Origin of the sequence: Romboutsia sp. (genome assembly GCF_051659545.1) — a bacterium.
GTDB lineage: Bacteria > Bacillota > Clostridia > Peptostreptococcales > Peptostreptococcaceae > JBOFOR01.
On sequence record NZ_JBOFOR010000234.1, the window covers coordinates 45,682 to 65,160 of the forward strand.

Here is a 19,479-nt window from a genome sequence, read left to right on the forward strand (position 1 = left end):
ATAAATCCTACATAGAATTAGCATATAAATCTGGCTATTCTATATAGGATTCTATTAGTGATTTAAAAAGTTTTTACTTCTCTTAAAATATTTATATAATTATCTGCAATTGAGTGTATATCTATATCTAGTTCAATTTCATCATATATTTCATACACATTATATGTAATTCTTTCTATGTATTCTTCATCATTCGCTTTTTCAGGTAGTATTGTTTTTATGTAGTTTAGTAAGTTTTGATTTTCTTCTTCACCTTCAACTATAACTTTTAAAATTCTTTCATAACTACTTTGAGCAATCATTTTTATATCCCCCTTAATCCTTATTTATACTTAAATTATGGGGATATAATTGAATTTTAATACCTGTATTTAATAATTAATATTATTATTTTTTATCTAATTTAGTAAGTACTCCATCAATTAATTCTCTCTCTTGTGTATGCTCTTTTCTTTGTTCCGGTGTAATTGATGTATTTACTTGTCTTAAATATTCATTTTCTATTTCTTTACTATAATTTTTTATTGCTTTTTTTATTAAACTTATTTGATCATTGTCTAGTTTTAAAGTTTTCATTGTTATTAATCTCCCTTACATTTTTAATTAGTTTTATAATGTCGGTCTATTAATGTCTATATTTTTAGCTTAATTGAATTTAGCAATTTATCTATATTATTCATTCTTCTTTAGTAGTTGAAATACCTTCTTTTTATCTTATTTAAATTCATTATAAAATTAATATTTTATTAGATTATTATACCTTCAAAATGATCTACTTCATGTTGAATAATTTGCGCTGTAAATCCCGTAAATATTTGTTTATGCTTATTAAAATTTATATCTAGATATTCTACTTCTATAGTTTCATATCTCGTTGTTTTTCTGCAACCTGTTAAAGATAAACAACTTTCTTCCGCTTCATAAGGCTTATCCTTTTTTAGTATAAGTGGATTTACCATAGGAATTATTATATTACCTACACTAAATACCAATATGCGTTTTTTTGCTCCTATCATATTAGCTGCTAGCCCAACACAATGTTCTAAGTTTGATCTTAATGTATCTATTAAATCATTAATCACTTCTACATCCTCTTTTGTTGCTAGTTCTGATTTTTGCTCTAAAAATGATATATCCTTTACAATTGTTCTTATCATTGATATTCCAACCTTTCTATTTTGGTCTTAATTAATATAAGTTTGCATTCTATACACTAAGATTATACTCTAATGAATTATTTTAGTGTATACATATTTGTTTCTAATAGGTCTTCCATAACGTCCAAGTGCCTATTTTTACCTATTAGTATTATAGGTATATCAACCATATTAGCTAATTTTATTGCATAATCCTTGAAGTATGACTCTCTATCTTTAGATACAACAACCTTAGTTCTAGCCGCTCCTAAATTATTATCTACAACTTCTTTCATAGCCTCAAATATTTCAAATATTATCCTACCTCTATTTTCTATACTTCCACCGTATTCATCTTCTCTTTTATTATAATATGGTGATAAGAATTGACTTAATAAGTAGCCATGACCACCATGTATTTCAACTCCATCAAATCCTGATGCTTTTACTCTCGCTATAGCCTTAGCATAAGCCTCCACTAAATATTTTATTTCTTCTTTAGTAATTTCTTTTGCCCACGTTCCAGTAGTTTCATTTTGTATAGTCGATGGTCCCCATATAGTTCTTTCTCCTACATTGAAGTTAGTCATAAATCCACCGTAAACTATTTGCATTATTATATTAGAGCCTAGGCTATGAATTTTATCTGTAAATTCCTTATACTCTGGTATAAAAGAATCATCATATATACCCATCATTCCAGGATTTGGTTGCTCATCTTCCGTAACAAATGCATATCCTGTTATTATAGTTCCTACTCCACCTTTTGCTAGTTCTTCATATATATTAAAAAGTTCTGGTGTCATATGGCCTTTTTCATCTGCTAAATCTTCCCATAATGCACCTCTTATAAATCTATTTTTCATTTCCATGTTTAATAGTTTAGTTTTATCAAATAAAGTTTTCACATTTATACCTCCTACTATTTTGCGATTTCTGATTTAAGTATAATATTTGATGCTTTATTTTGATAGTATGCACTTTTCGGTAAGTGCATTACATCCTTTTTAATATAATACTTACCTAAAAGTTAGTATTATATTAATAGAGAAAATAGCTTAAAATAGATAGTATTATTTAATATATAATGGGTTGATTTTTTGATTATAAAAGATAACAAAAAATATGTATGTAAATTAGATTGGGCCTTTGATATTATACGCGGAAAATGGAAATCTATCATACTTTGCCATTTGCTTGATGGTACTAAGAGATTTTTAGAATTACAAAGAATCACTCACGGAGTTAGTCATAAAGTCCTAAATGAAAAACTAAAAGAACTAGAAGACGATGGATTAATATGTAAGAAAGTTTATGATGAGCTACCTCCTAGAGTAGAATATTACCTTACTGAAAAAGGAAAAGAATATGCTAACATTTTAAAACAAATAGAATTACTTGGAGAAAAATACTTTTAATTATTACTCTAAAACACCCCGTCGTTAAATACGACGGGGTGTAAAATTAATCTAATGCTTCACCATTAATTTTTATTATATTTTTATACCAATAAAAAGACTTTTTCTTGTATCTTTTTAACGTTCCATTTCCTTCATTATCTTTATCTACATATATAAATCCATAACGCTTTTTCATTTCACCAGTAGATGCACTTACTAAATCAATACATCCCCAAGTTGTATATCCAAGCATATCAACACCGTCTATATTGATAGCATCTCTCATTGCTTTTATATGTTCTTTTAGATAATTTATACGATAGTCATCGTTTATATTTCCATTTTCATCAATTGAATCAATTGCTCCTAATCCATTTTCTGCAACAAATAGTGGTTTTTGATAACGATCATATAAACTATTTAATGTAATACGGAATCCTAATGGATCTATTTGCCATCCCCATTCACTTGCTTCTAAATACTGGTTTCTTAATGTTGGAAATACATTTCCTTCAGTTAACTTACTTATCTCTGGGTCTGCACTTGTTAACTGGCTATTATAATAAGATAATGATATAAAATCTACAGTATGTTTCTTAAGTAAATCTTTATCTCCATCTGCCATAACTGGCATAATACCCTTTTGTTCCATTTCCTTTAGAGCATAGTTAGGATAATAACCTCTAGCTTGTACATCTACAAAGAAATATGCTTCTCTGTCACATTTGTAAGCTTTCCAAATATCATTCGGATGACAAGTGTTTGGATAAGTACTACCTGCTGCAATCATACACCCTACTTTATTTTCTGGATCTACTTCATGAGCAATTTTAGTTGCAATAGCACTTGCTACAAGTTCATGATGTATAGCTTGATATTGAGTTTTTTCAAAATTCTCTCCATCTTCTACTAATAAGCCTGCCCCCATAAATGGTAAATGTAAAATCATATTAATTTCATTAAATGTTATCCAGTGTTTTACTAAACCTTTATAGCGTCTAAATATTACATTACATAAATTTTCATAGAAACCTATAAGTTTTCTATTTTTCCATCCCCCATACTCTTTTATAAGGTGAATTGGACAATCAAAATGAGTAATTGTAACTAAAGGCTCTATTCCATGTTTTTTACACTCTTTAAATACTTCTTCATAAAATAGTAATCCTTCTTCATTTGGATGCTCTTCATCACCATTTGGAAAAATACGGCTCCATCCTATACTCATACGATATACTTTAAATCCCATTTCTGCAAATAAAGCTATATCTTCTTTAAATCTATGATACATATCTATTGCTTCTTTAGCTGGATAATAATCCTCATCATTAAAATCTAGCATTTTTTTAGTTCCATCCATTACAGAAAATCTATTTTCTCCATATGGAATAACATCAACATTTGCTAGGCCTCTACCGCCTTCATTGTATCCGCCTTCACATTGGTTAGCAGCTGTAGCTCCTCCCCATAAAAAATCGTTTGGAAATATATTATTATTATTCATAAAATCAACCTCTCTTCTAAGATATAATTGTAATTAAGTCATTACTATTTTTAGATAATCCACTTTCTACAATATCAAAGTATTGTTCTGAATTAGTAACTATTACTGGTGTGATAGTTGAGTATCCTGAATTTTCAATTTCATTTATATCAAATTCTAATAATTTATCTCCTATTTCTACCAAATCCCCTTCTTTCACTTTAGGGCTAAAGTGCTTACCTTGTAAGTTAACCGTATTCATACCTACATGTATTAAAATCTCTACACCACTTTCACTAGTTAATCCAATTGCATGATGTGTTGGGAATAAGATTGTAACCTTCCCCTTTACTGGTGATTTAACTAAACCTTCAGATGGTTTTATCGCCAAACCTTTTCCTAATATCCCTTGTGCAAATGCATCATCTGGAACTTCACTTAGTTTTATTATTTCACCTTCTATTGGTATCTTTACTTCTTCTTTTCCTATAGTCATAGCTATTTCATCTTGATTTTTATCTTTAACTTCTTCAATCTCAATTTTTTTATCTTCTTTTACATCTTCTTTATATAACATCATAGTCATTATAAACGCAACAACCATCGCAATAACTGCACCAATTATCCCAACCATTAAGTTATCTAAACTATTAGTTGCAGGATCTATCATTGCAGGTAATTCAAATATCCCTAATCCACCTATTATGAATTCTTTTAAATCTGAAAATCCTAAATATGCTCCTGCTATACCTGATGCTATACAACTTATTATAAATGGTTTTTTAAGCGGTAAAAGTATACCGTATATTGCAGGTTCTGTAACTCCAAATATACTTGATATAGCCGATGGAATACATAACGCTTTTAACTTTTTATCTTTTGTCTTAATCATTATAGCTACAACAACAGCTGTCGTTGCAAATGTAGCTCCAAAGAAAGGCATCATTACGTTGTCATATCCTATTGTAGATATGTTATTTATATAAACTGGAAGGAATCCCCAGTGTATACCAAATATAACTAATATTTGCCATGAGAATCCAATTATTGCCCCTGCAATTAATGGTGAAAACTCACGAATAGATATTATTGTATTAGTAACCATTGTAGATGAATAAGTAGCTAAAGGTCCTATAAATATAACACCTAATACTAGTGAAAATAATAAAGTTAACATTGGTACAAAGAAAAATTTAAGTAATTCTGGAACTAACTTATCAAATATTTTTTCAAACTTTGCTGCTACAAAACATATAAATATTACAGGCATTACAGTTGATGTATAATCCATTGATACAATCGGAATCCCTAAGAATTCTAAATATACTGGTGATGCAAAACTCGTGCCTTGAAACAGTGTATATAAAGGTTCTAATGTTGATGCTATAGCACTTTGCTGAATAGACGGATAACATATAGTTATTCCTATTAATAAACCAACAAAAGGCTTTAATCCGAATTTTTGAGCTGATGTATAACCTAGGATTATAGGCAGATACATAAATATTGCATCTCCAATTGCATTTAATACAATATAAGTTCCACTATCTGGACTAATCCAACTAAATGCACTAAATAACGCTAAAAATCCTTTTATCATCCCTGCTGCAGTAAGTACAGCTAAAATAGGTTGGAATATTCCTGATATAACATCAATAATTTTATCAAATAATTTTTTATCTTCATTTTCTGTATTTTGCTCTTCAGCTTGAGAAGAAAAATCTGCAATCTTACAAATTTCTTCATAAACTTTAGATACATGGTTACCTATAACTACTTGATATTGACCAGCTGATTTTAAAACTGTAACAACACCATCCATGTTTTTTAACACTTCATCATTTGCTTTTGACTCATCATTTAATTTAAATCTTAATCTAGTTACACAATGATTTAAACTCTTAATATTTGATTTTCCACCAATATTTTCTATTATATCTTTTGCTAATTGTTCATATTTTCTCATTTTAAATTCCTCCATCTCTTCACATCTTTAGTATGAAATCTGAAGGTTTAGCCAACTTAATGTCACTATCCAATATAAAAAATAATAGTTATTTTGATATACCTCCTTTTTAATTTTACATTTTATATAATATAATTAGCTTGTTTTATTCATAATTTTGGCAATATGAATAGTTAAATATAATTTTTCTTCATTAGAAATAATATACTTATACTTCTTATAAATAAACTCGCTAATTTTATTGACACATTTATATGATTCTTGATACTTTGACTTCATAATTTCAAGTAAACTATCATCCTCATCGTCCTCATAAGTTTTTTTAGATATAAGCCTTTGTGCAAAAAACTTTATATGAGTGGTAAACCTATAAAAATAAACTGACTCTTCATCAAACTTTATATTTAAATAATATCTAACGATATTAAGTATCTCTTGCATAACTATTGTAATATCATACATATTTGTTAAGCTTTCATCCATTAAACTGTTGGCAATATGTATTGCTATAAATCCAGCCTCATCTGTTGGTAATTCATAGTTTAATTTTCTCTTGATTATCTTTAATCCTTCTAATCCTACTTCAAATTCATCTTTATAAAATCTCTTTATATCCCAAACTATAGGATTCTTTACATTTATTCCATCTTTAGATCTCTCAACTGCATTGCATATATGATCGCTCAATGAAATTATTAAATTTTCACTTAGCTTTTTTCCTAAATTAAGTTTTGCATATTTAATAATTTCATCTGCCACTTCAATATACTCTATAGGTAAATCCATCATAAGTTCTTTGAACTTATGATTCATACTTTTATCTGATAGCATAAATACCTTATCTACCATATTTTTATCTATTATATCTCCTGGGCGTTTCTTAAAAGCAATTCCTCTACCCATTACTACTTGTTCTTTTTTATTTTCATCTAATATAACGACTACATTGTTATTTAGTATTTTATTAATAATCATAAATATTCCTCCTAAACAAAAAACCTACATACCTCGAGATAATAAATCAATATATATACTTATATATTTTTATTATTTCGAGGTATATAGGTTTAGCTTGTTTATACAATAACTATCCTAATTTGATATCATTTTCTAAATTATATCATAAAAATACATTTCGTGCAAACACTTTCCAAAGTTATGTGATTATACATTTAAATAATTTAATTATGTTAAAAAGGTATTGATTGCTTAATCAATACCTTTTTAACATATTATTATATATTACTTAAAGAAATCATCTATTTCATCTTTATCATCTTCATCTATATTTTCTGATTCTTTATCTATATTTTTAGGTTCTTTATCTAAGTATCTGTTGTTTTCAACATTTATATTTTGGATTTTTATTATATGATTTATCTTTTCTACTATGTATCCTAGTGAAAACAAAGATATAGTATAAAATACAAATGGTGTAACTGTAACTAAATAATAATTAATTACTTCTACAAATTCCTTACTTGGATCAAACCCCTGTGCAACTAGTCCTGATATATAAGTATTTGATTTATATATCATAAATATAGTACATAGAGTCATTAATGTTGCACATGAATATAATATAATTGTAGTTTTTGGCACTTTTTTTATATCTACTGATTTCATAATTCGCTCCTATCAGCTTACTCTTTTTATTTATTTTCCTTTATCAGCTTTTAAACTTTCCTCTTTTATGAATAATAATTTTCCAGATTTTAATCCCCATATTTCATCAAGGTATGTGCACACTTTTTTTGAATGAGTTACAATAATAACACATTTATTATGCTCATGAGCTAATGATACTAATATATTCATTATTTTTTCTTCTGTTTCATTATCTAGGTTACCTGTTGGTTCATCAGCTATTATTATATCTGGATTATGAGCAAGTGCTCTAGCTATACCTATTCTCTGTTGCTCTCCTCCTGATAAATTTAAAATCTTTCTATTTGCTTTTTCAGCATCAATGCCTACATCTTTTAATAAATCATATACATATTTATCATTATCTTTTTGTTTAACGTTGCTTATATTCATAGATAATAATATATTTTCTTTAGCTGTAGCATTTAATAATAAATTATATCCTTGAAATATTACACCTATATCCTTTGCTCTATATAAATCTCTATCTGTATCTGTTAAACTTTTTATATTATACAAAATTTCTCCATCTTTGCATGTATCTAGACCTGATATTAAAGAAAGTAAAGTACTTTTTCCTGCCCCTGATTTTCCTATTATTCCGTATACTTTTCCTTTTTCAAAATCTATATTTACGTTGTTAAAAACATCTTTTTTTGCACCTTCATATCTATAACTTACATCTTTTAAACTTAATAAACTCATATTATTAATTCCTTTCTGTTAGTATTTTTCTTGGTTCATATCTATTTATATATAAAATTCCTATACCAGCAGATACTACTCCTAGCAATAATGCTATTAGCGTAATGCTTAAAATAGCTTCCCCACTTAAAAATACATCTAATTTTTCTAGTGCTGGTGCTGTTGTACTTGGACCAATACCAACCATACCAACCATTGATTGTGATTGCTTTTGAGCATCTATCTGACCTTGTAAAAGCATATTTGAAATTGGTTGTGCTGATATGCTACCAATAGTTAAACCTATACTTAATGAAATAACTATCATAGATAAAGTTTCAAATATTAAACCTAATGCAACTTTACCTTTTTTCATACCCATAGCTCTTAAAACACCTATCTCGTATTTTCTTTCACGAATAGCTAATATAGATATTAAAACTAATACACTACCACCAAAACCTAAAACTAAAGTCATAAATATTTTTGAAATACCTTTTAATCCTTCTACTGGTTTAACAATACTATTATAACTACTTGAATCTACAGATAAGTCAAATAATTCACTTAATCCCATCTTATGTGCTTCTTTATTAAACGCCTCTACTGTATCTGGATCTTTTAAATAATATTTTGCATCCATAGAAACTAAATCTTCACTAGATTTTCCATCATATGCTTTTAAAGTGTCATATGTTGTAATAATCTCATTACTTCTATTTAACATAGGGTGTTTAATTCCTTGATTATCAGATTTTGCACCATCATAATATATACCTGATATAGATAATTGTAATTCTTCAAGATTATCTGGATCTTTAGGATTTTTAATTTTTATATTATCTCCAACTTTTAAATTGTTAAGCTTTGCAAACTGCTCACTTACTATAGCCTCATTATCTTTATTAGGCATTTTTCCTTCTATAATTTTTCTTATTCCATTTTTAAATTCTTTATTTCCTTCACTATTAAGTCCACCTAAAACATTTAAGTTTGGTCTTTTTTTAATAGTTCCTTGACCTCCAATAGCTACTACATTGCTCATATCTATATCATCTGAATCCTCTAGTTGATCTAAAGCTTTTATTTCTTTACTGTATCCACTAAACATTAAGCTAAATATAGTTTCTTTAAGATATTTAGACTTAGAAATTTTTTCTTTAATATCATTAGGTACTCCCGTATTTAATTCATCCATTTTACCTTCATTTATTTTCTCTTGTGTTTTCTCCATGTTTGATTGGATAAAAACTTCAGCACCAAATCTATTTTTATAGTCCTTTATTATCTCATTAGATGTAGTATTAATAATAATAGATATGGCTGTGCACGAAAGTATTGCTGTCATTATAATACCTAACAATGTATTTCGACCTTTATTCCTTATTAAGTTTTTTAATGCATTTTTAAAAATATACATACAAATTCTCCTTTTCTTTAGATTTTAATATAGTCAAATTATAATAAATCAACTGTTAACTGAATGTGAACAGTGTCCCTAAATTTGAAATACATCTATTATTCTTCATATTCAGAAAAGGATAAATAAAAACAAGAACCTTTATTTATTTCACTATCAACTACTATTACTCCATTACACAAATCACATACATGTGATACTAAGCTTAATCCTATTCCGTATCCATCTTTATTTAAATCATTAATTCTATACTTGTCATTAAATATATTTTCTATAAAATTTTTATCCATACCTATGCCGTTATCTTTTACTTCTATAATTACGCTATTATATTTATTTTTTACATACACGCTTATAGTTTTACCTTGTCCATACTTAACTGCATTATCAACTAAATTGCTTACAGCACGATATATCCATCTTTCTTTGCCTAAAATACAAGTACCTTTTTCATCATCAAAATCAAACTCAATATTTTCATATGTTTTTTTGTAGGTATCACAAATACTTGCACATATTAAAGAAACATCTATTTTGGTCATATCATCATCAGTTTTCACATCACTTAGTGTCAATATATCATCTATACTATCAGCAATATTATCTAGCAATTTGATGTATTCCTTATTGTCGTCTATCTCTAAATTGGTTCTTAGTATAGCAATAGCATTTTTCTGTTCATGAGATAAATAAGAATTTAATTTTTTATAATCATCTAAATTTTGTTTGAATTTTTCCTTTATATTTTCATACGCTATTCCAAAAGAGCTACTTACTACATATGGATTAAAATCATCATCCAGTGTATTTAAATTTTTAACAATATTTTCAATTTCTTTATCATGTATTTTGTTTAATACTATCCATAATATTAATGAGGATAATATAAAAACAAAGAAGAATATTAAAATTATGCTTAATATATCTTCAAATCCAGTTTTTAAGTACACTTTACCAATTTCATTTACATCTACTACAATTTTTGATTCTAATATTTGACTATTTATATTCTCGCTATTTTCTTGTTTTATAGTTGTATAATTGCCTTCATACAAAACTTTATATAATAAATCCCTTTTTTCTGGTTTAGTCTCATTAACAATGATAGCTTTAGCATTTTTTATATTTGTTTTATCTTCTACATTGTTGAAAGAACCTTTTATTCTATATAATCCAACTCCTAATACTAATGATAGTATTAGTGAGTATATTATTATGGCTAATCCACTTTTAAAGTTTACTCTACGCATAGATAGTATCCCTTCCCTCTGACATTAACTAAAACTTCTTCTCCATATGCACTATTTAACTTGTTTTTCAATCTTGATATATGTACCCTTAGTACTGATGAAAATGGGTCGAAGTTTTCATCATATACATGCTCTACAATTTCCTCACTGGAAACAACAGCTGGATGCTTGTAGCAGATATACTCTAAAATATCAAATTCCTTAATGGCAAGTATAACTTCTTTACTATCTATATATACAGTACGATTTATAGGATTAAGTTGTAACTTACCAATGTTTATAATTGGATTTGTTCGTCCATGAAATCTTCTTATTACAGCATGTATTCTAGCTCTAACTTCTAATAATTGAAATGGCTTTGTTATATAATCATCTGCACCATTATCTAATCCTATGGCTAAGTCTGATACATCATCTCTTGCTGTTATTATAATTATTGGAGTGTTTACTGATTTTTTTCGCATATATTTTAATACTTCTATTCCATCAATATCTGGAAGATTTAGATCTAAAAGTATAACATCATATTCATTAATACTTGCTTTTTCCTCACCATCTTCTCCAGTGTTAGAAATATCCACTTTAAAATTCATTTGTTCTAATCCTTTTTTCATAGAATTAGCTAATCCTATATTATCTTCTATAACTAGTAATCTCATTTTTAATTCTCCTTACAAATCGGTAAATTAATTTTTTAAATCATTATAGTTTATCATATTTTATGTTTATCCAATGTTAACTACTTGTATAATATAAATTACAAAAAATAAAAACCACATTAATATTTGTTGCTATATCTTTTTGTATTAAATGATAAACCTTTAGGTAATAATATTAGAGATGAAAAAGTGAATTTTTCTATAACTATGAAGAATTAGCTAGTTTAAGAAATTATATAAGAAATAAAATATATAATTTCTTAAACATCGAATTTTGTATTAGGAGAACTAAATTTTATTATTTTTATGTTTTCTCAGGAGGGCTCGCATAATGAAAGTACATAAAATATTAAATAAAGACATCTACAAAAATATACCTATAGCAATCTCAGGTATTTCACTAGCTCTTATGAGTATAACTACAGCATGGGTTGGAGTAGGTTCTACATTTTTTAGACATTTTGGAGTGTTCTTTTCTCTTATAGCTTTGACCTTGATTATAACTAAAGCTCTACTGCATCCAAAAGACACTTTATCTGAAATAAGACATCCTTTTATAGGTAGTTTTTATCCTACAATCGCAATGACTATTATGGTTATATCCACTTATGTAGTTGAATATTCTCTAATAATCGGTAGATGTATGTGGTTATTCGGTATAGCACTTCATATAATACTGAATTTAATATTCTTCGTTTCTAGATTCAAAAACTTTAAATTTGAAGATGTAGTTCCAAGTTGGTATATTGTAACAGTTGGATTAGGAGTTGGAGCTGTTACAGGTAGACCTATGGGTTATATCCAGCTATCACAAATATTATTTTATTATGCATTTATATGGTACTTAGTACTACTTCCTATAATGGTTTATAGAATTGTAAAAGTTGGTCATATACCTAAAACTAAGAAAACTTCCTTAATGATTATGGGTGCTCCTGCTAATATTTGTTTAGCTGGTTATTTAGGAGTATTTGATGTTAAATCAAATATTATAATAGGTATTTTATTAGTATTAGCAGTAGTTAATATGCTCTATGATTACTATATCTTACCTAAATTATTAAGATTACCATTCTCCTTAGCTTTAGCACCTCTTACATTCCCATTGTCTATCGGAGCTGTAGCTATGCAAAGATATTCTAACTATTTAACATCAATTAATTCTCCAGTTTCAGGATTCGTGAGTGAAATATTCTTTATTCAACTTATTGTAGCTACATTAGTTACTGGATATATAGTTTATAAACTTTCTGAACTATTCCTTTTAAACTTAAATGAATATCTATAAGTAAAGAAAAGATATTAGCATCATTACTAATATCTTTTAGTTCGTCATTTTCTATTTTTTTTACCATAACTGATGTACTGATTTTTTTATATTTCTTTCATATACATCTTTTACTGTATCCATTTGTCCTTGTGTGAACTCTTGCATTTCACATGCCTTTGCGTTCATCTCTATTTGTTTAGGATTACTAGCTCCTGGTATTACTGTTGAAACTTCATCATGCATAAGTATATATTTAAGTGCACTATGAGCTAAATTTTCAGTTTGTAATTTTTCTTTTAACTCTCTCGCTGCATTTATTCCTGTATTGTAATCCACTCCTGAGAAAGTCTCTCCTTTATCAAAAGCTTCTCCATTTCTATTGTAACTTCTGTGGTCATCCTTGCCAAAGTTAGTATTTTCATTGAATTTACCTGTTAATAATCCACTTGCAAGAGGTACCCTTACTATTATTCTAACATTCTTTTCCTTAGCTAACTTGAAAAATTCTTCTGCTGGCTTTAATCTAAACATATTGAATATTATTTCTACTGCTGATATATCATAATCTAACGCTTTTATAGCTTCTTTCATCTTTTTTATCTTTTATGAATTTTCCTATTACCTTTTCACTTAATCCATCTTGATAAATATCTGCCGTATCAAAACAATTTATTCCTTCTTGGTATGCAGCTTCAAGTGTTTGAAGTGCTATTTCTTCTTTGTTTACTGAATTACCTTGAGGTAACTATGAAAAAATCACTCTTATTAAAAACTAAGAGTGATTTCTTTGCATAAAGTATTAAATTCAACATAGATGAAGGGTAACATTCTATGATTTTAAAGTGTTAAGCTTCTACTAACTTAATGGTATTGTTTTTTACATAAACCTTTTTATCGCATATTGATGTAGAAGATTTTCTATGTGATACCATTATTATAGTGCTATCACCAGTTTCTTCTTTTATACTCTTTAATATTTGTGCTTCATTCAAAGTATCTAAGTTACTTGTAGGTTCATCAAGAATTAAAACTTGTGGATTGTGTAAGAATGCCCTTGCTATACCTAATCTTTGTTTTTCTCCTGATGATAAGTTTGAACCTATTTCTCCAACATTAGTTTCATATCCATTTGGTAGAGTCTCTATAAATTCATGTATAGATGCTTTTTTACAAGCATTTATTACTTCTTCAAGAGTTGCATCTTTCTTACCTATTTTTAAGTTATTTTCAATAGTATCATTGAATAAGAAAGTCTCTTGGCTTACTAATGATTGTGATTTTCTTAAGGCTTTAGTTGGAATAGTTTTTATGTTTTTATTATCTATTTCTATACTTCCTTTTTCCACATCCCAGAATCTCATCATAAGTTTTAAAAGTGTACTTTTTCCGCATCCACTTTCTCCTATTATTGCAACCTTATCACCTTTTTTGATTTTAAGATTTACATCTTTAAGTAATACTTCATCTCTACCTTCATACTTAAATTCTAAATTACTTATATTTGTACTATCCATTAGCAAGTTTGCATTTCCAGCTACTTCTTCAACTGCTGGTACCTCATCTAATATATCAAATAATCTTTGAGCACAAGCAAATGTATGCATTAAATTGTTTGATAAGTTACTTAGTGCTACTGTTGGTCCAAATGAACTAGCTAGTAAAACTAACGCTACTATTACCTGAGCTAAGTTTATAATTTGAGCTTTATAAAGCTCAACTCCTAAATAAAGAGTTATAAGTATTGCTATCATAATAGTTATATCAGTTAAAGCTCTTATTAAACCTTCGTGTCCTTTTATAACCTTCATTTTCTCATTTAAATTATCACTATTCTTATTTATTGAATCAAGTCTATTGTCTCCTTGACCAAATAGTAATATTTCTTTTATTCCTCTTAATGAATCAAGTAAGAAACTGTTCGTTCTACCAAATTCATTTCTATAATCAAATCCTGCTTCGCTTCCTAATTTAGAAGATAACACTGGTATTATATATCCTACTATTATATAAAATACTAATCCAACTATCCCAAAGTATGGGTTTATAGTGTATAAAACTACTGCTATTATAGCTGATGTAATTATAGCTATGGCTATAGGTGCTATTGTATGAGCATAAAATACTTCAAGTAATTCTATATCACTAGTTATTACTGATATAAGGTTTCCTTTTTCTTTGCTTTCAAGCTTAGCAGGTGCTAATTTTCTTAAAGCCTTGTATACCTTATCTCTAAGTATAGCTAGTATTTTAAATGCTATATAGTGACCTGAGTATTGTTCTATATACCTTAAAATCCCTCTGATTATTCCACATACAATTATTACTTTTACTGCGGTATTTACAGTATATCCCATATTAAAACCTATAATATCTCCCATTGCTACTGCTCCAAATGTAGTTATAGCTATGGCTGCTAAAAATCCTAATACTCCAAAACTTATTGTTATCATCATTACAGGAACTAGTGGCTTTAATATTTTTATAAGTCTAAGCATTATCTCAGAACCTGATAACCTCTGTCTCTCATTATTCACTTATAGCCACCTCCTTAATTGCTTCATTTTCTTCTATATATATATCCTCAAGTTTTTCTTGATTTGTGTATAAGTTTGCATATACTGAACTGTTATTCATCAATTCCTTATGATTTCCACTTTCAACTATATATCCTTTGTCTAATACATATATTTTGTCTGCATTTTTTACATTAGCTAGTCTGTGTGATATAACAACTACAGTTTTTTCTTTTGCTATTGCATGTATTGTTTCAAGTATTGAGTCTTCACTTTCAACATCAACATTTGATGTAGCTTCATCAAATATATAAACCTCTGCATCTGTAAGTATCATTCTAGCTAAGGCTAACCTTTGCTTTTGACCACCTGATAAGAATGATCCATTTTCTCCAACTGGAGTTTGTAATTTTTTATCTAATCCCATTACGAAGTCATATAAGTTTGCTTTTTTAAGTGCATTATATAATTCTTCTTCACTTGCATTTTCTTTACCCATTCTTAGGTTTTCTTCAATCGTTGAGTTAAATATATATGAGCTATGGCTTATAAAGCTTACTTTTTTTCTTAATTCATCAAATGGTATATCATTTAAGTTTATTCCGTTTAATAAAATGTTACCTTTATCAACTTTATTTAATTTTAGAAGTAAGTTAGTTATTGTACTTTTACCACATCCACTTTCTCCTACTAAAGCAACCATCGACTTGTTTTCTATTTCTAAGTTTACATTGTGTAATACTTGTCTTTCCTCGTTATAACTAAAATTAATATTTTTTATTGATATAGATATATTCTTTAATTTTTGTTTAGCGCTTCGTGATAATTCCTTTTCTTCTTCAACCTTAGTGTCAAGTAATGCAAATATCTTATCTGCTGCTGCTAATCCATTCATAGCTACATGGAAGAATGACCCTAAAAGTCTCATTGGTATAAAGAATTCTGATGATAATAATATTATTACTACGGTAGATCCTATTGTAATATTACCTTTGCTAAATTCACTAATAGCTATTAATATACCTATTGCCGCTCCACCGAATGCGATTAAGTCCATTATTGTTATAGAGTTTAACTGCATTGATAATACTTTCATTGTTATATTTCTAAAAGTCTCTGCTTCTTTGTTCATCTCTATATTTTTTTCTTCATCTAGGTCAAATATTTTTAAAGTAGTAAGACCTTGAAGATTTTCTAAAAATGAATCACCTAGGTTAGTATAGATTCCCCAGTACTTGCTTAAAAGTTTTTTGGCAAACTTCATAACCGATGCTATTGATATTGGTATTAAAGGCACACATATTAAAAGTACTATTGCCGATTTAAAACTTATTGGTGCTATTACTGCAAAAAGTGTCAATGGTGCTAATAAACTATAAAATAATTGAGGTAAGTATCTACCAAAATAAATTTCAAGTGCCTCAACTCCATCTACTGATATTTGAACAGTTGATGAAGTTGATATTGTATCATTGTAGTTCACACCTAAAGTTAATAATTTCTTATAAATACTTTCTCTTATAGATGTTCTTACATTTGCTGACGAATGATAAGAAAATTTACCAGACATATAATTACAGATAAATCTTATTAAGATTAATGAGCCTAAATAGACCCCATAAAATCCTATGTTAAAATTCAAATCATTGTTGAATAATTTATCAATTATATTTCCAACAAATAATACTATTCCTATATTACAAATTATTGATATCCAGTTCATTAAAACCGTTAGATATACATATTTTTGAGATTCTTTACTTAATGTAAGTAGTCTTTTATTTACCATAATAATTCCTCCTGTGTAATTAATAAATTATATGAAATGCTAGCGCTGCTGCAAATCCTATAACTGCTACTAAATGTAGCCATTTACATTTCTTTTTAACCTGGCTAGTTCCAGATATTATTATCAAGATACTAATAAGTCCTACTGGTAAAATAGTAAACTCTTTTTCCTTAATAAAATCTATTACTGAGTATATTGCCATAGCTAATGCTCCTATTGTGCCCGTTACAATATGTAGTTTTAGTACTAATTTTTTGTTTATAAATTTAAATATTTTATAAAAACTCGTTATTATTGCTAATAAAAAAAATATTGATCCTAATCTGTGTAACATTTCAACCTCCTTTATGTCTCTTATTTTTGTACTGTTTTTGATTATCATTATCATGTTGTAATTAAAAATAACCTATAAGGTAATTACTTTTACTAATAATTATCTATACTTCTGCATTAGAAGGCTTTATTGTTTTTATTTTAAAGATAAAATAATAAAATTTAATACATACTAGCCCTATCAAAAATAATCTCATATGTAAATTGTCTACTATTATGAATGGTATTGATAACATTAAATTTACAACTGTAAGTATCATTACCTTTTGTTTGATAGTCATTGCTCTTTCATTAATAAAACTTTCTAAATATTTCTTATATATTTTTGTCGATTTGAACCACCTATCAAACTTTTCTGAACCTCTTACAAAGCAAAAAGATGCTAGTAATAAAAATGGTGTTGTGGGTAATATTGGAATTATTACTCCTATTGACCCTAACACAAAAGATATTAATCCAACTACTACGTATATATATTTTTTAATTTTATTCACTTTTATCTTCTCCTTATCGTTAATACTTTAATAAGATTAACACACTTGATAGTAATTATCAATGCATTTTGCATAGTATTTGATAATTATTATCAAATACTATATTTTTATCATCTTTCAACTATATTTATATTTAATCAATATAATGCTTAAATGTAGTAACTTACCCACAATTTTTGAGGTATTATAATTTACTTAAGCGTAAAAAAGGTATTGGCTACTTAACCAATACCTTTTCCATTTATCGTACCAACGATTTTTTTTTCATTTTACTAAGAGCCATTCCACTTAATATAGCTGAATAAACTCCATAGATGGCAACCATCATACTTAAACCCATAAATGCTAAATTATGATTTTGTTGTATAGAGTTAATAACTATTAATATACTTAAAACTACATAAGCACATGCTTTCATAATAACTACTTCTTTGTCTTTATTTTTAATAATCATTTCTAACTTATCAACTTTTCTGTCTCTTTTAAAATTATCTATAGATTTTAATTTTTTTAGAAATAGTGTTCTAAAATAAATTTCTACTGCAACAACCATCACTGCACCTACTAGTAATGTATTTTCAAAACTTTTAAAATAGTCACCTAGCAAAACTAATACTGTTATTATCATAAAATATCTATAGTAAAATAACCTAAACTTTTGTTCTATTTTATGTCCTACAATATATCCTTTTTTATCAAATATATTATAGTAAACGGTATTCCCAGATGTATTTAAATAAATATTCATCCCTGCTAAGTCTATGTTTTTTTTCTTCATTATAGCATTTCCTTCCCTAAACAATAAGTTTGGTGTACTGAGTAATCCTCATTAAGAACCACTAAATCACTATCATATCCAACTCCTATTCTACCTTTACGACTATCTATTCCTAAACATCTTGCTGGGTTTATAGTACAGGAATTAATAGCATAACTAAATGGAACCATTGCATCTTCCACTAGTATTTTTAAACCTTCATTCATCTTTAATGTTGAGCCTGCTAAGCCTTTTGTCTCTACTAAATGGGCACTACCATCCTCGTATATTTCAATTTCATTTCCACCAAAAATAAATTTTGATCCCGCCTCATATCCTTTTGCCATTAGAGCATCTGTAACCATAATCCCATGATGTGGTCCTTTAAAGGCTGCTGGAGTTGAGTGATTACATTTTTTGATATAAAATTTTCCCTATCGATTTCTCTAAATTCTTCATATACTGATCCATATCTACAAAATTGAGAACTCGTTGTTTTCTTGTTCATCTGAAGTAATTCCCCCTTATAAGTTTCCCTCATGTGAACTACTCACCACTTAACTACCTACGGTAACGTTTGAAGTGGGAGCTTCTTGGTCAATAGTACCATTGTACTAAGTATCTCCAAGCTTATAGGATAGTTCCTATCCCAACTGTATACCAAAATTATATAGCTAA

The 19,479-nt window shown here is 27.7% G+C and carries 23 protein-coding genes; 2 read left to right on the forward strand and 21 right to left on the reverse strand.

Features of this window, described 5'->3' with window-relative positions; translation table 11 throughout:
* Window positions 1-62: 62 nt before the first annotated feature.
* The 4 genes from ACRC03_RS13025 to ACRC03_RS13040 form a co-directional block, all read right to left on the reverse strand.
* Window positions 63-302, reverse strand: a complete 240-nt coding sequence (locus tag ACRC03_RS13025) for a hypothetical protein (protein ID WP_438653010.1) — start codon at window positions 300-302, stop codon at window positions 63-65.
* An 85-nt stretch (window positions 303-387) separates the two neighbouring features.
* Window positions 388-576, reverse strand: a complete 189-nt coding sequence (locus tag ACRC03_RS13030) for a hypothetical protein (protein WP_438653011.1) — start codon at window positions 574-576, stop codon at window positions 388-390.
* A 170-nt stretch (window positions 577-746) separates the two neighbouring features.
* On the reverse strand, window positions 747-1,157 hold the full coding sequence (locus ACRC03_RS13035; protein WP_438653012.1) for a peptide deformylase: 411 nt from the start codon (window positions 1,155-1,157) through the stop codon (window positions 747-749).
* Between the two features lie 77 nt (window positions 1,158-1,234).
* Window positions 1,235-2,044, reverse strand: a complete 810-nt coding sequence (locus ACRC03_RS13040; RefSeq protein ID WP_438653013.1) for an NADH:flavin oxidoreductase — start codon at window positions 2,042-2,044, stop codon at window positions 1,235-1,237.
* A 192-nt stretch (window positions 2,045-2,236) separates the two neighbouring features.
* Here ACRC03_RS13040 and ACRC03_RS13045 point away from each other — a divergent pair, with 192 nt between their 5' ends.
* Window positions 2,237-2,554, forward strand: a complete 318-nt coding sequence (locus ACRC03_RS13045; RefSeq protein ID WP_438653014.1) for a winged helix-turn-helix transcriptional regulator — start codon at window positions 2,237-2,239, stop codon at window positions 2,552-2,554.
* A 46-nt stretch (window positions 2,555-2,600) separates the two neighbouring features.
* On the opposite strand, the gene ACRC03_RS13050 is transcribed toward ACRC03_RS13045, so the two are convergent.
* The 8 genes from ACRC03_RS13050 to ACRC03_RS13085 all read right to left on the reverse strand — a co-directional run bounded on the left by ACRC03_RS13050 (window position 2,601) and on the right by ACRC03_RS13085 (window position 11,645).
* Window positions 2,601-4,040 carry a 6-phospho-beta-glucosidase gene (locus ACRC03_RS13050; protein ID WP_438653015.1) on the reverse strand — a complete coding sequence of 480 codons (1,440 nt, stop codon included), beginning with the start codon at window positions 4,038-4,040 and terminating at the stop codon, window positions 2,601-2,603.
* A gap of 16 nt (window positions 4,041-4,056) precedes the next feature.
* Window positions 4,057-5,985 carry a beta-glucoside-specific PTS transporter subunit IIABC gene (locus ACRC03_RS13055; RefSeq protein WP_438653016.1) on the reverse strand — a complete coding sequence of 643 codons (1,929 nt, stop codon included), beginning with the start codon at window positions 5,983-5,985 and terminating at the stop codon, window positions 4,057-4,059.
* A 135-nt stretch (window positions 5,986-6,120) separates the two neighbouring features.
* Window positions 6,121-6,960, reverse strand: a complete 840-nt coding sequence (gene licT / locus ACRC03_RS13060; RefSeq protein WP_438653017.1) for a BglG family transcription antiterminator LicT — start codon at window positions 6,958-6,960, stop codon at window positions 6,121-6,123.
* 267 nt (window positions 6,961-7,227) lie between these two features.
* Entirely contained in the window at window positions 7,228-7,611 is a 384-nt protein-coding gene (locus ACRC03_RS13065) for a hypothetical protein (RefSeq protein WP_438653018.1), read from the reverse strand.
* Window positions 7,612-7,641: 30 nt separating this feature from the next.
* Window positions 7,642-8,337, reverse strand: coding sequence for an ABC transporter ATP-binding protein (locus ACRC03_RS13070; RefSeq protein WP_438653019.1), 696 nt, complete (start codon window positions 8,335-8,337; stop codon window positions 7,642-7,644).
* Between the two features lie 4 nt (window positions 8,338-8,341).
* The gene (locus tag ACRC03_RS13075) at window positions 8,342-9,736 is read right to left on the reverse strand and encodes an ABC transporter permease (RefSeq protein ID WP_438653020.1); all 1,395 of its coding nucleotides are present in this window, start codon (window positions 9,734-9,736) and stop codon (window positions 8,342-8,344) included.
* A 98-nt stretch (window positions 9,737-9,834) separates the two neighbouring features.
* Window positions 9,835-10,986, reverse strand: coding sequence for a sensor histidine kinase (locus ACRC03_RS13080; RefSeq protein ID WP_438653021.1), 1,152 nt, complete (start codon window positions 10,984-10,986; stop codon window positions 9,835-9,837).
* Window positions 10,974-11,645: a response regulator transcription factor gene (locus ACRC03_RS13085; RefSeq protein WP_438653022.1), complete on the reverse strand. Its 672-nt coding sequence runs from the start codon at window positions 11,643-11,645 to the stop codon at window positions 10,974-10,976. The genes ACRC03_RS13080 and ACRC03_RS13085 overlap by 13 nt, the downstream gene beginning before the upstream one ends.
* Window positions 11,646-11,976: 331 nt before the next feature.
* On the opposite strand from ACRC03_RS13085, the gene ACRC03_RS13090 reads away from it, so the two are divergent.
* Window positions 11,977-12,933: a TDT family transporter gene (locus tag ACRC03_RS13090; RefSeq protein ID WP_438653023.1), complete on the forward strand. Its 957-nt coding sequence runs from the start codon at window positions 11,977-11,979 to the stop codon at window positions 12,931-12,933.
* 60 nt (window positions 12,934-12,993) lie between these two features.
* Here ACRC03_RS13090 and ACRC03_RS13095 read toward each other — a convergent pair whose 3' ends face one another.
* The 9 genes from ACRC03_RS13095 to ACRC03_RS13135 all read right to left on the reverse strand — a co-directional run bounded on the left by ACRC03_RS13095 (window position 12,994) and on the right by ACRC03_RS13135 (window position 19,309).
* Window positions 12,994-13,506, reverse strand: coding sequence for an aldo/keto reductase (locus ACRC03_RS13095; RefSeq protein WP_438653024.1), 513 nt, complete (start codon window positions 13,504-13,506; stop codon window positions 12,994-12,996).
* The gene (locus ACRC03_RS13100) at window positions 13,475-13,627 is read right to left on the reverse strand and encodes an aldo/keto reductase (RefSeq protein WP_438653032.1); all 153 of its coding nucleotides are present in this window, start codon (window positions 13,625-13,627) and stop codon (window positions 13,475-13,477) included. The genes ACRC03_RS13095 and ACRC03_RS13100 overlap by 32 nt, the downstream gene beginning before the upstream one ends.
* 133 nt (window positions 13,628-13,760) lie before the next feature.
* Window positions 13,761-15,449 carry an amino acid ABC transporter ATP-binding/permease protein gene (locus ACRC03_RS13105; RefSeq protein WP_438653025.1) on the reverse strand — a complete coding sequence of 563 codons (1,689 nt, stop codon included), beginning with the start codon at window positions 15,447-15,449 and terminating at the stop codon, window positions 13,761-13,763.
* Window positions 15,442-17,217 carry an ABC transporter ATP-binding protein/permease gene (locus ACRC03_RS13110; protein ID WP_438653026.1) on the reverse strand — a complete coding sequence of 592 codons (1,776 nt, stop codon included), beginning with the start codon at window positions 17,215-17,217 and terminating at the stop codon, window positions 15,442-15,444. The genes ACRC03_RS13105 and ACRC03_RS13110 overlap by 8 nt, the downstream gene beginning before the upstream one ends.
* A gap of 19 nt (window positions 17,218-17,236) precedes the next feature.
* Window positions 17,237-17,551, reverse strand: coding sequence for a hypothetical protein (locus ACRC03_RS13115; protein ID WP_438653027.1), 315 nt, complete (start codon window positions 17,549-17,551; stop codon window positions 17,237-17,239).
* Between the two features lie 103 nt (window positions 17,552-17,654).
* Complete coding sequence (locus ACRC03_RS13120; protein ID WP_438653028.1) at window positions 17,655-18,044, reverse strand: YbaN family protein; 390 nt, start codon at window positions 18,042-18,044, stop codon at window positions 17,655-17,657.
* 241 nt (window positions 18,045-18,285) lie between these two features.
* Complete coding sequence (locus ACRC03_RS13125; protein ID WP_438653029.1) at window positions 18,286-18,822, reverse strand: hypothetical protein; 537 nt, start codon at window positions 18,820-18,822, stop codon at window positions 18,286-18,288.
* Window positions 18,822-19,166 (reverse strand): amidohydrolase family protein, encoded by a 345-nt coding sequence (locus ACRC03_RS13130; protein ID WP_438653030.1) that lies wholly within the window; start codon window positions 19,164-19,166, stop codon window positions 18,822-18,824. Before ACRC03_RS13130 ends, ACRC03_RS13125 begins: the two co-directional genes overlap by 1 nt.
* On the reverse strand, window positions 19,148-19,309 hold the full coding sequence (locus ACRC03_RS13135; RefSeq protein ID WP_438653031.1) for a hypothetical protein: 162 nt from the start codon (window positions 19,307-19,309) through the stop codon (window positions 19,148-19,150). Before ACRC03_RS13135 ends, ACRC03_RS13130 begins: the two co-directional genes overlap by 19 nt.
* Between the last annotated feature and the right edge of the window lie 170 nt (window positions 19,310-19,479).

Bases quoted from the DNA above. Each gene is read 5' to 3' on its own strand.
- ACRC03_RS13025 (WP_438653010.1), bottom strand. From the start codon at position 302: ATGATTGCTCAAAGTAGTTATGAAAGAATTTTAAAAGTTATAGTTGAA.
- ACRC03_RS13030 (WP_438653011.1), bottom strand. From the start codon at position 576: ATGAAAACTTTAAAACTAGACAATGATCAAATAAGTTTAATAAAAAAA.
- ACRC03_RS13035 (WP_438653012.1), bottom strand. From the start codon at position 1,157: ATGATAAGAACAATTGTAAAGGATATATCATTTTTAGAGCAAAAATCA.
- ACRC03_RS13050 (WP_438653015.1), bottom strand. From the start codon at position 4,040: ATGAATAATAATAATATATTTCCAAACGATTTTTTATGGGGAGGAGCT.
- ACRC03_RS13055 (WP_438653016.1), bottom strand. From the start codon at position 5,985: ATGAGAAAATATGAACAATTAGCAAAAGATATAATAGAAAATATTGGT.
- licT (WP_438653017.1), bottom strand. From the start codon at position 6,960: ATGATTATTAATAAAATACTAAATAACAATGTAGTCGTTATATTAGAT.
- ACRC03_RS13065 (WP_438653018.1), bottom strand. From the start codon at position 7,611: ATGAAATCAGTAGATATAAAAAAAGTGCCAAAAACTACAATTATATTA.
- ACRC03_RS13070 (WP_438653019.1), bottom strand. From the start codon at position 8,337: ATGAGTTTATTAAGTTTAAAAGATGTAAGTTATAGATATGAAGGTGCA.
- ACRC03_RS13075 (WP_438653020.1), bottom strand. From the start codon at position 9,736: ATGTATATTTTTAAAAATGCATTAAAAAACTTAATAAGGAATAAAGGT.
- ACRC03_RS13080 (WP_438653021.1), bottom strand. From the start codon at position 10,986: ATGCGTAGAGTAAACTTTAAAAGTGGATTAGCCATAATAATATACTCA.
- ACRC03_RS13085 (WP_438653022.1), bottom strand. From the start codon at position 11,645: ATGAGATTACTAGTTATAGAAGATAATATAGGATTAGCTAATTCTATG.
- ACRC03_RS13090 (WP_438653023.1), top strand. From the start codon at position 11,977: ATGAAAGTACATAAAATATTAAATAAAGACATCTACAAAAATATACCT.
- ACRC03_RS13095 (WP_438653024.1), bottom strand. From the start codon at position 13,506: ATGAAAGAAGCTATAAAAGCGTTAGATTATGATATATCAGCAGTAGAA.
- ACRC03_RS13110 (WP_438653026.1), bottom strand. From the start codon at position 17,217: ATGGTAAATAAAAGACTACTTACATTAAGTAAAGAATCTCAAAAATAT.
- ACRC03_RS13115 (WP_438653027.1), bottom strand. From the start codon at position 17,551: ATGTTACACAGATTAGGATCAATATTTTTTTTATTAGCAATAATAACG.
- ACRC03_RS13125 (WP_438653029.1), bottom strand. From the start codon at position 18,822: ATGAAGAAAAAAAACATAGACTTAGCAGGGATGAATATTTATTTAAAT.
- ACRC03_RS13130 (WP_438653030.1), bottom strand. From the start codon at position 19,166: ATGGTTACAGATGCTCTAATGGCAAAAGGATATGAGGCGGGATCAAAA.
- ACRC03_RS13135 (WP_438653031.1), bottom strand. From the start codon at position 19,309: ATGAACAAGAAAACAACGAGTTCTCAATTTTGTAGATATGGATCAGTA.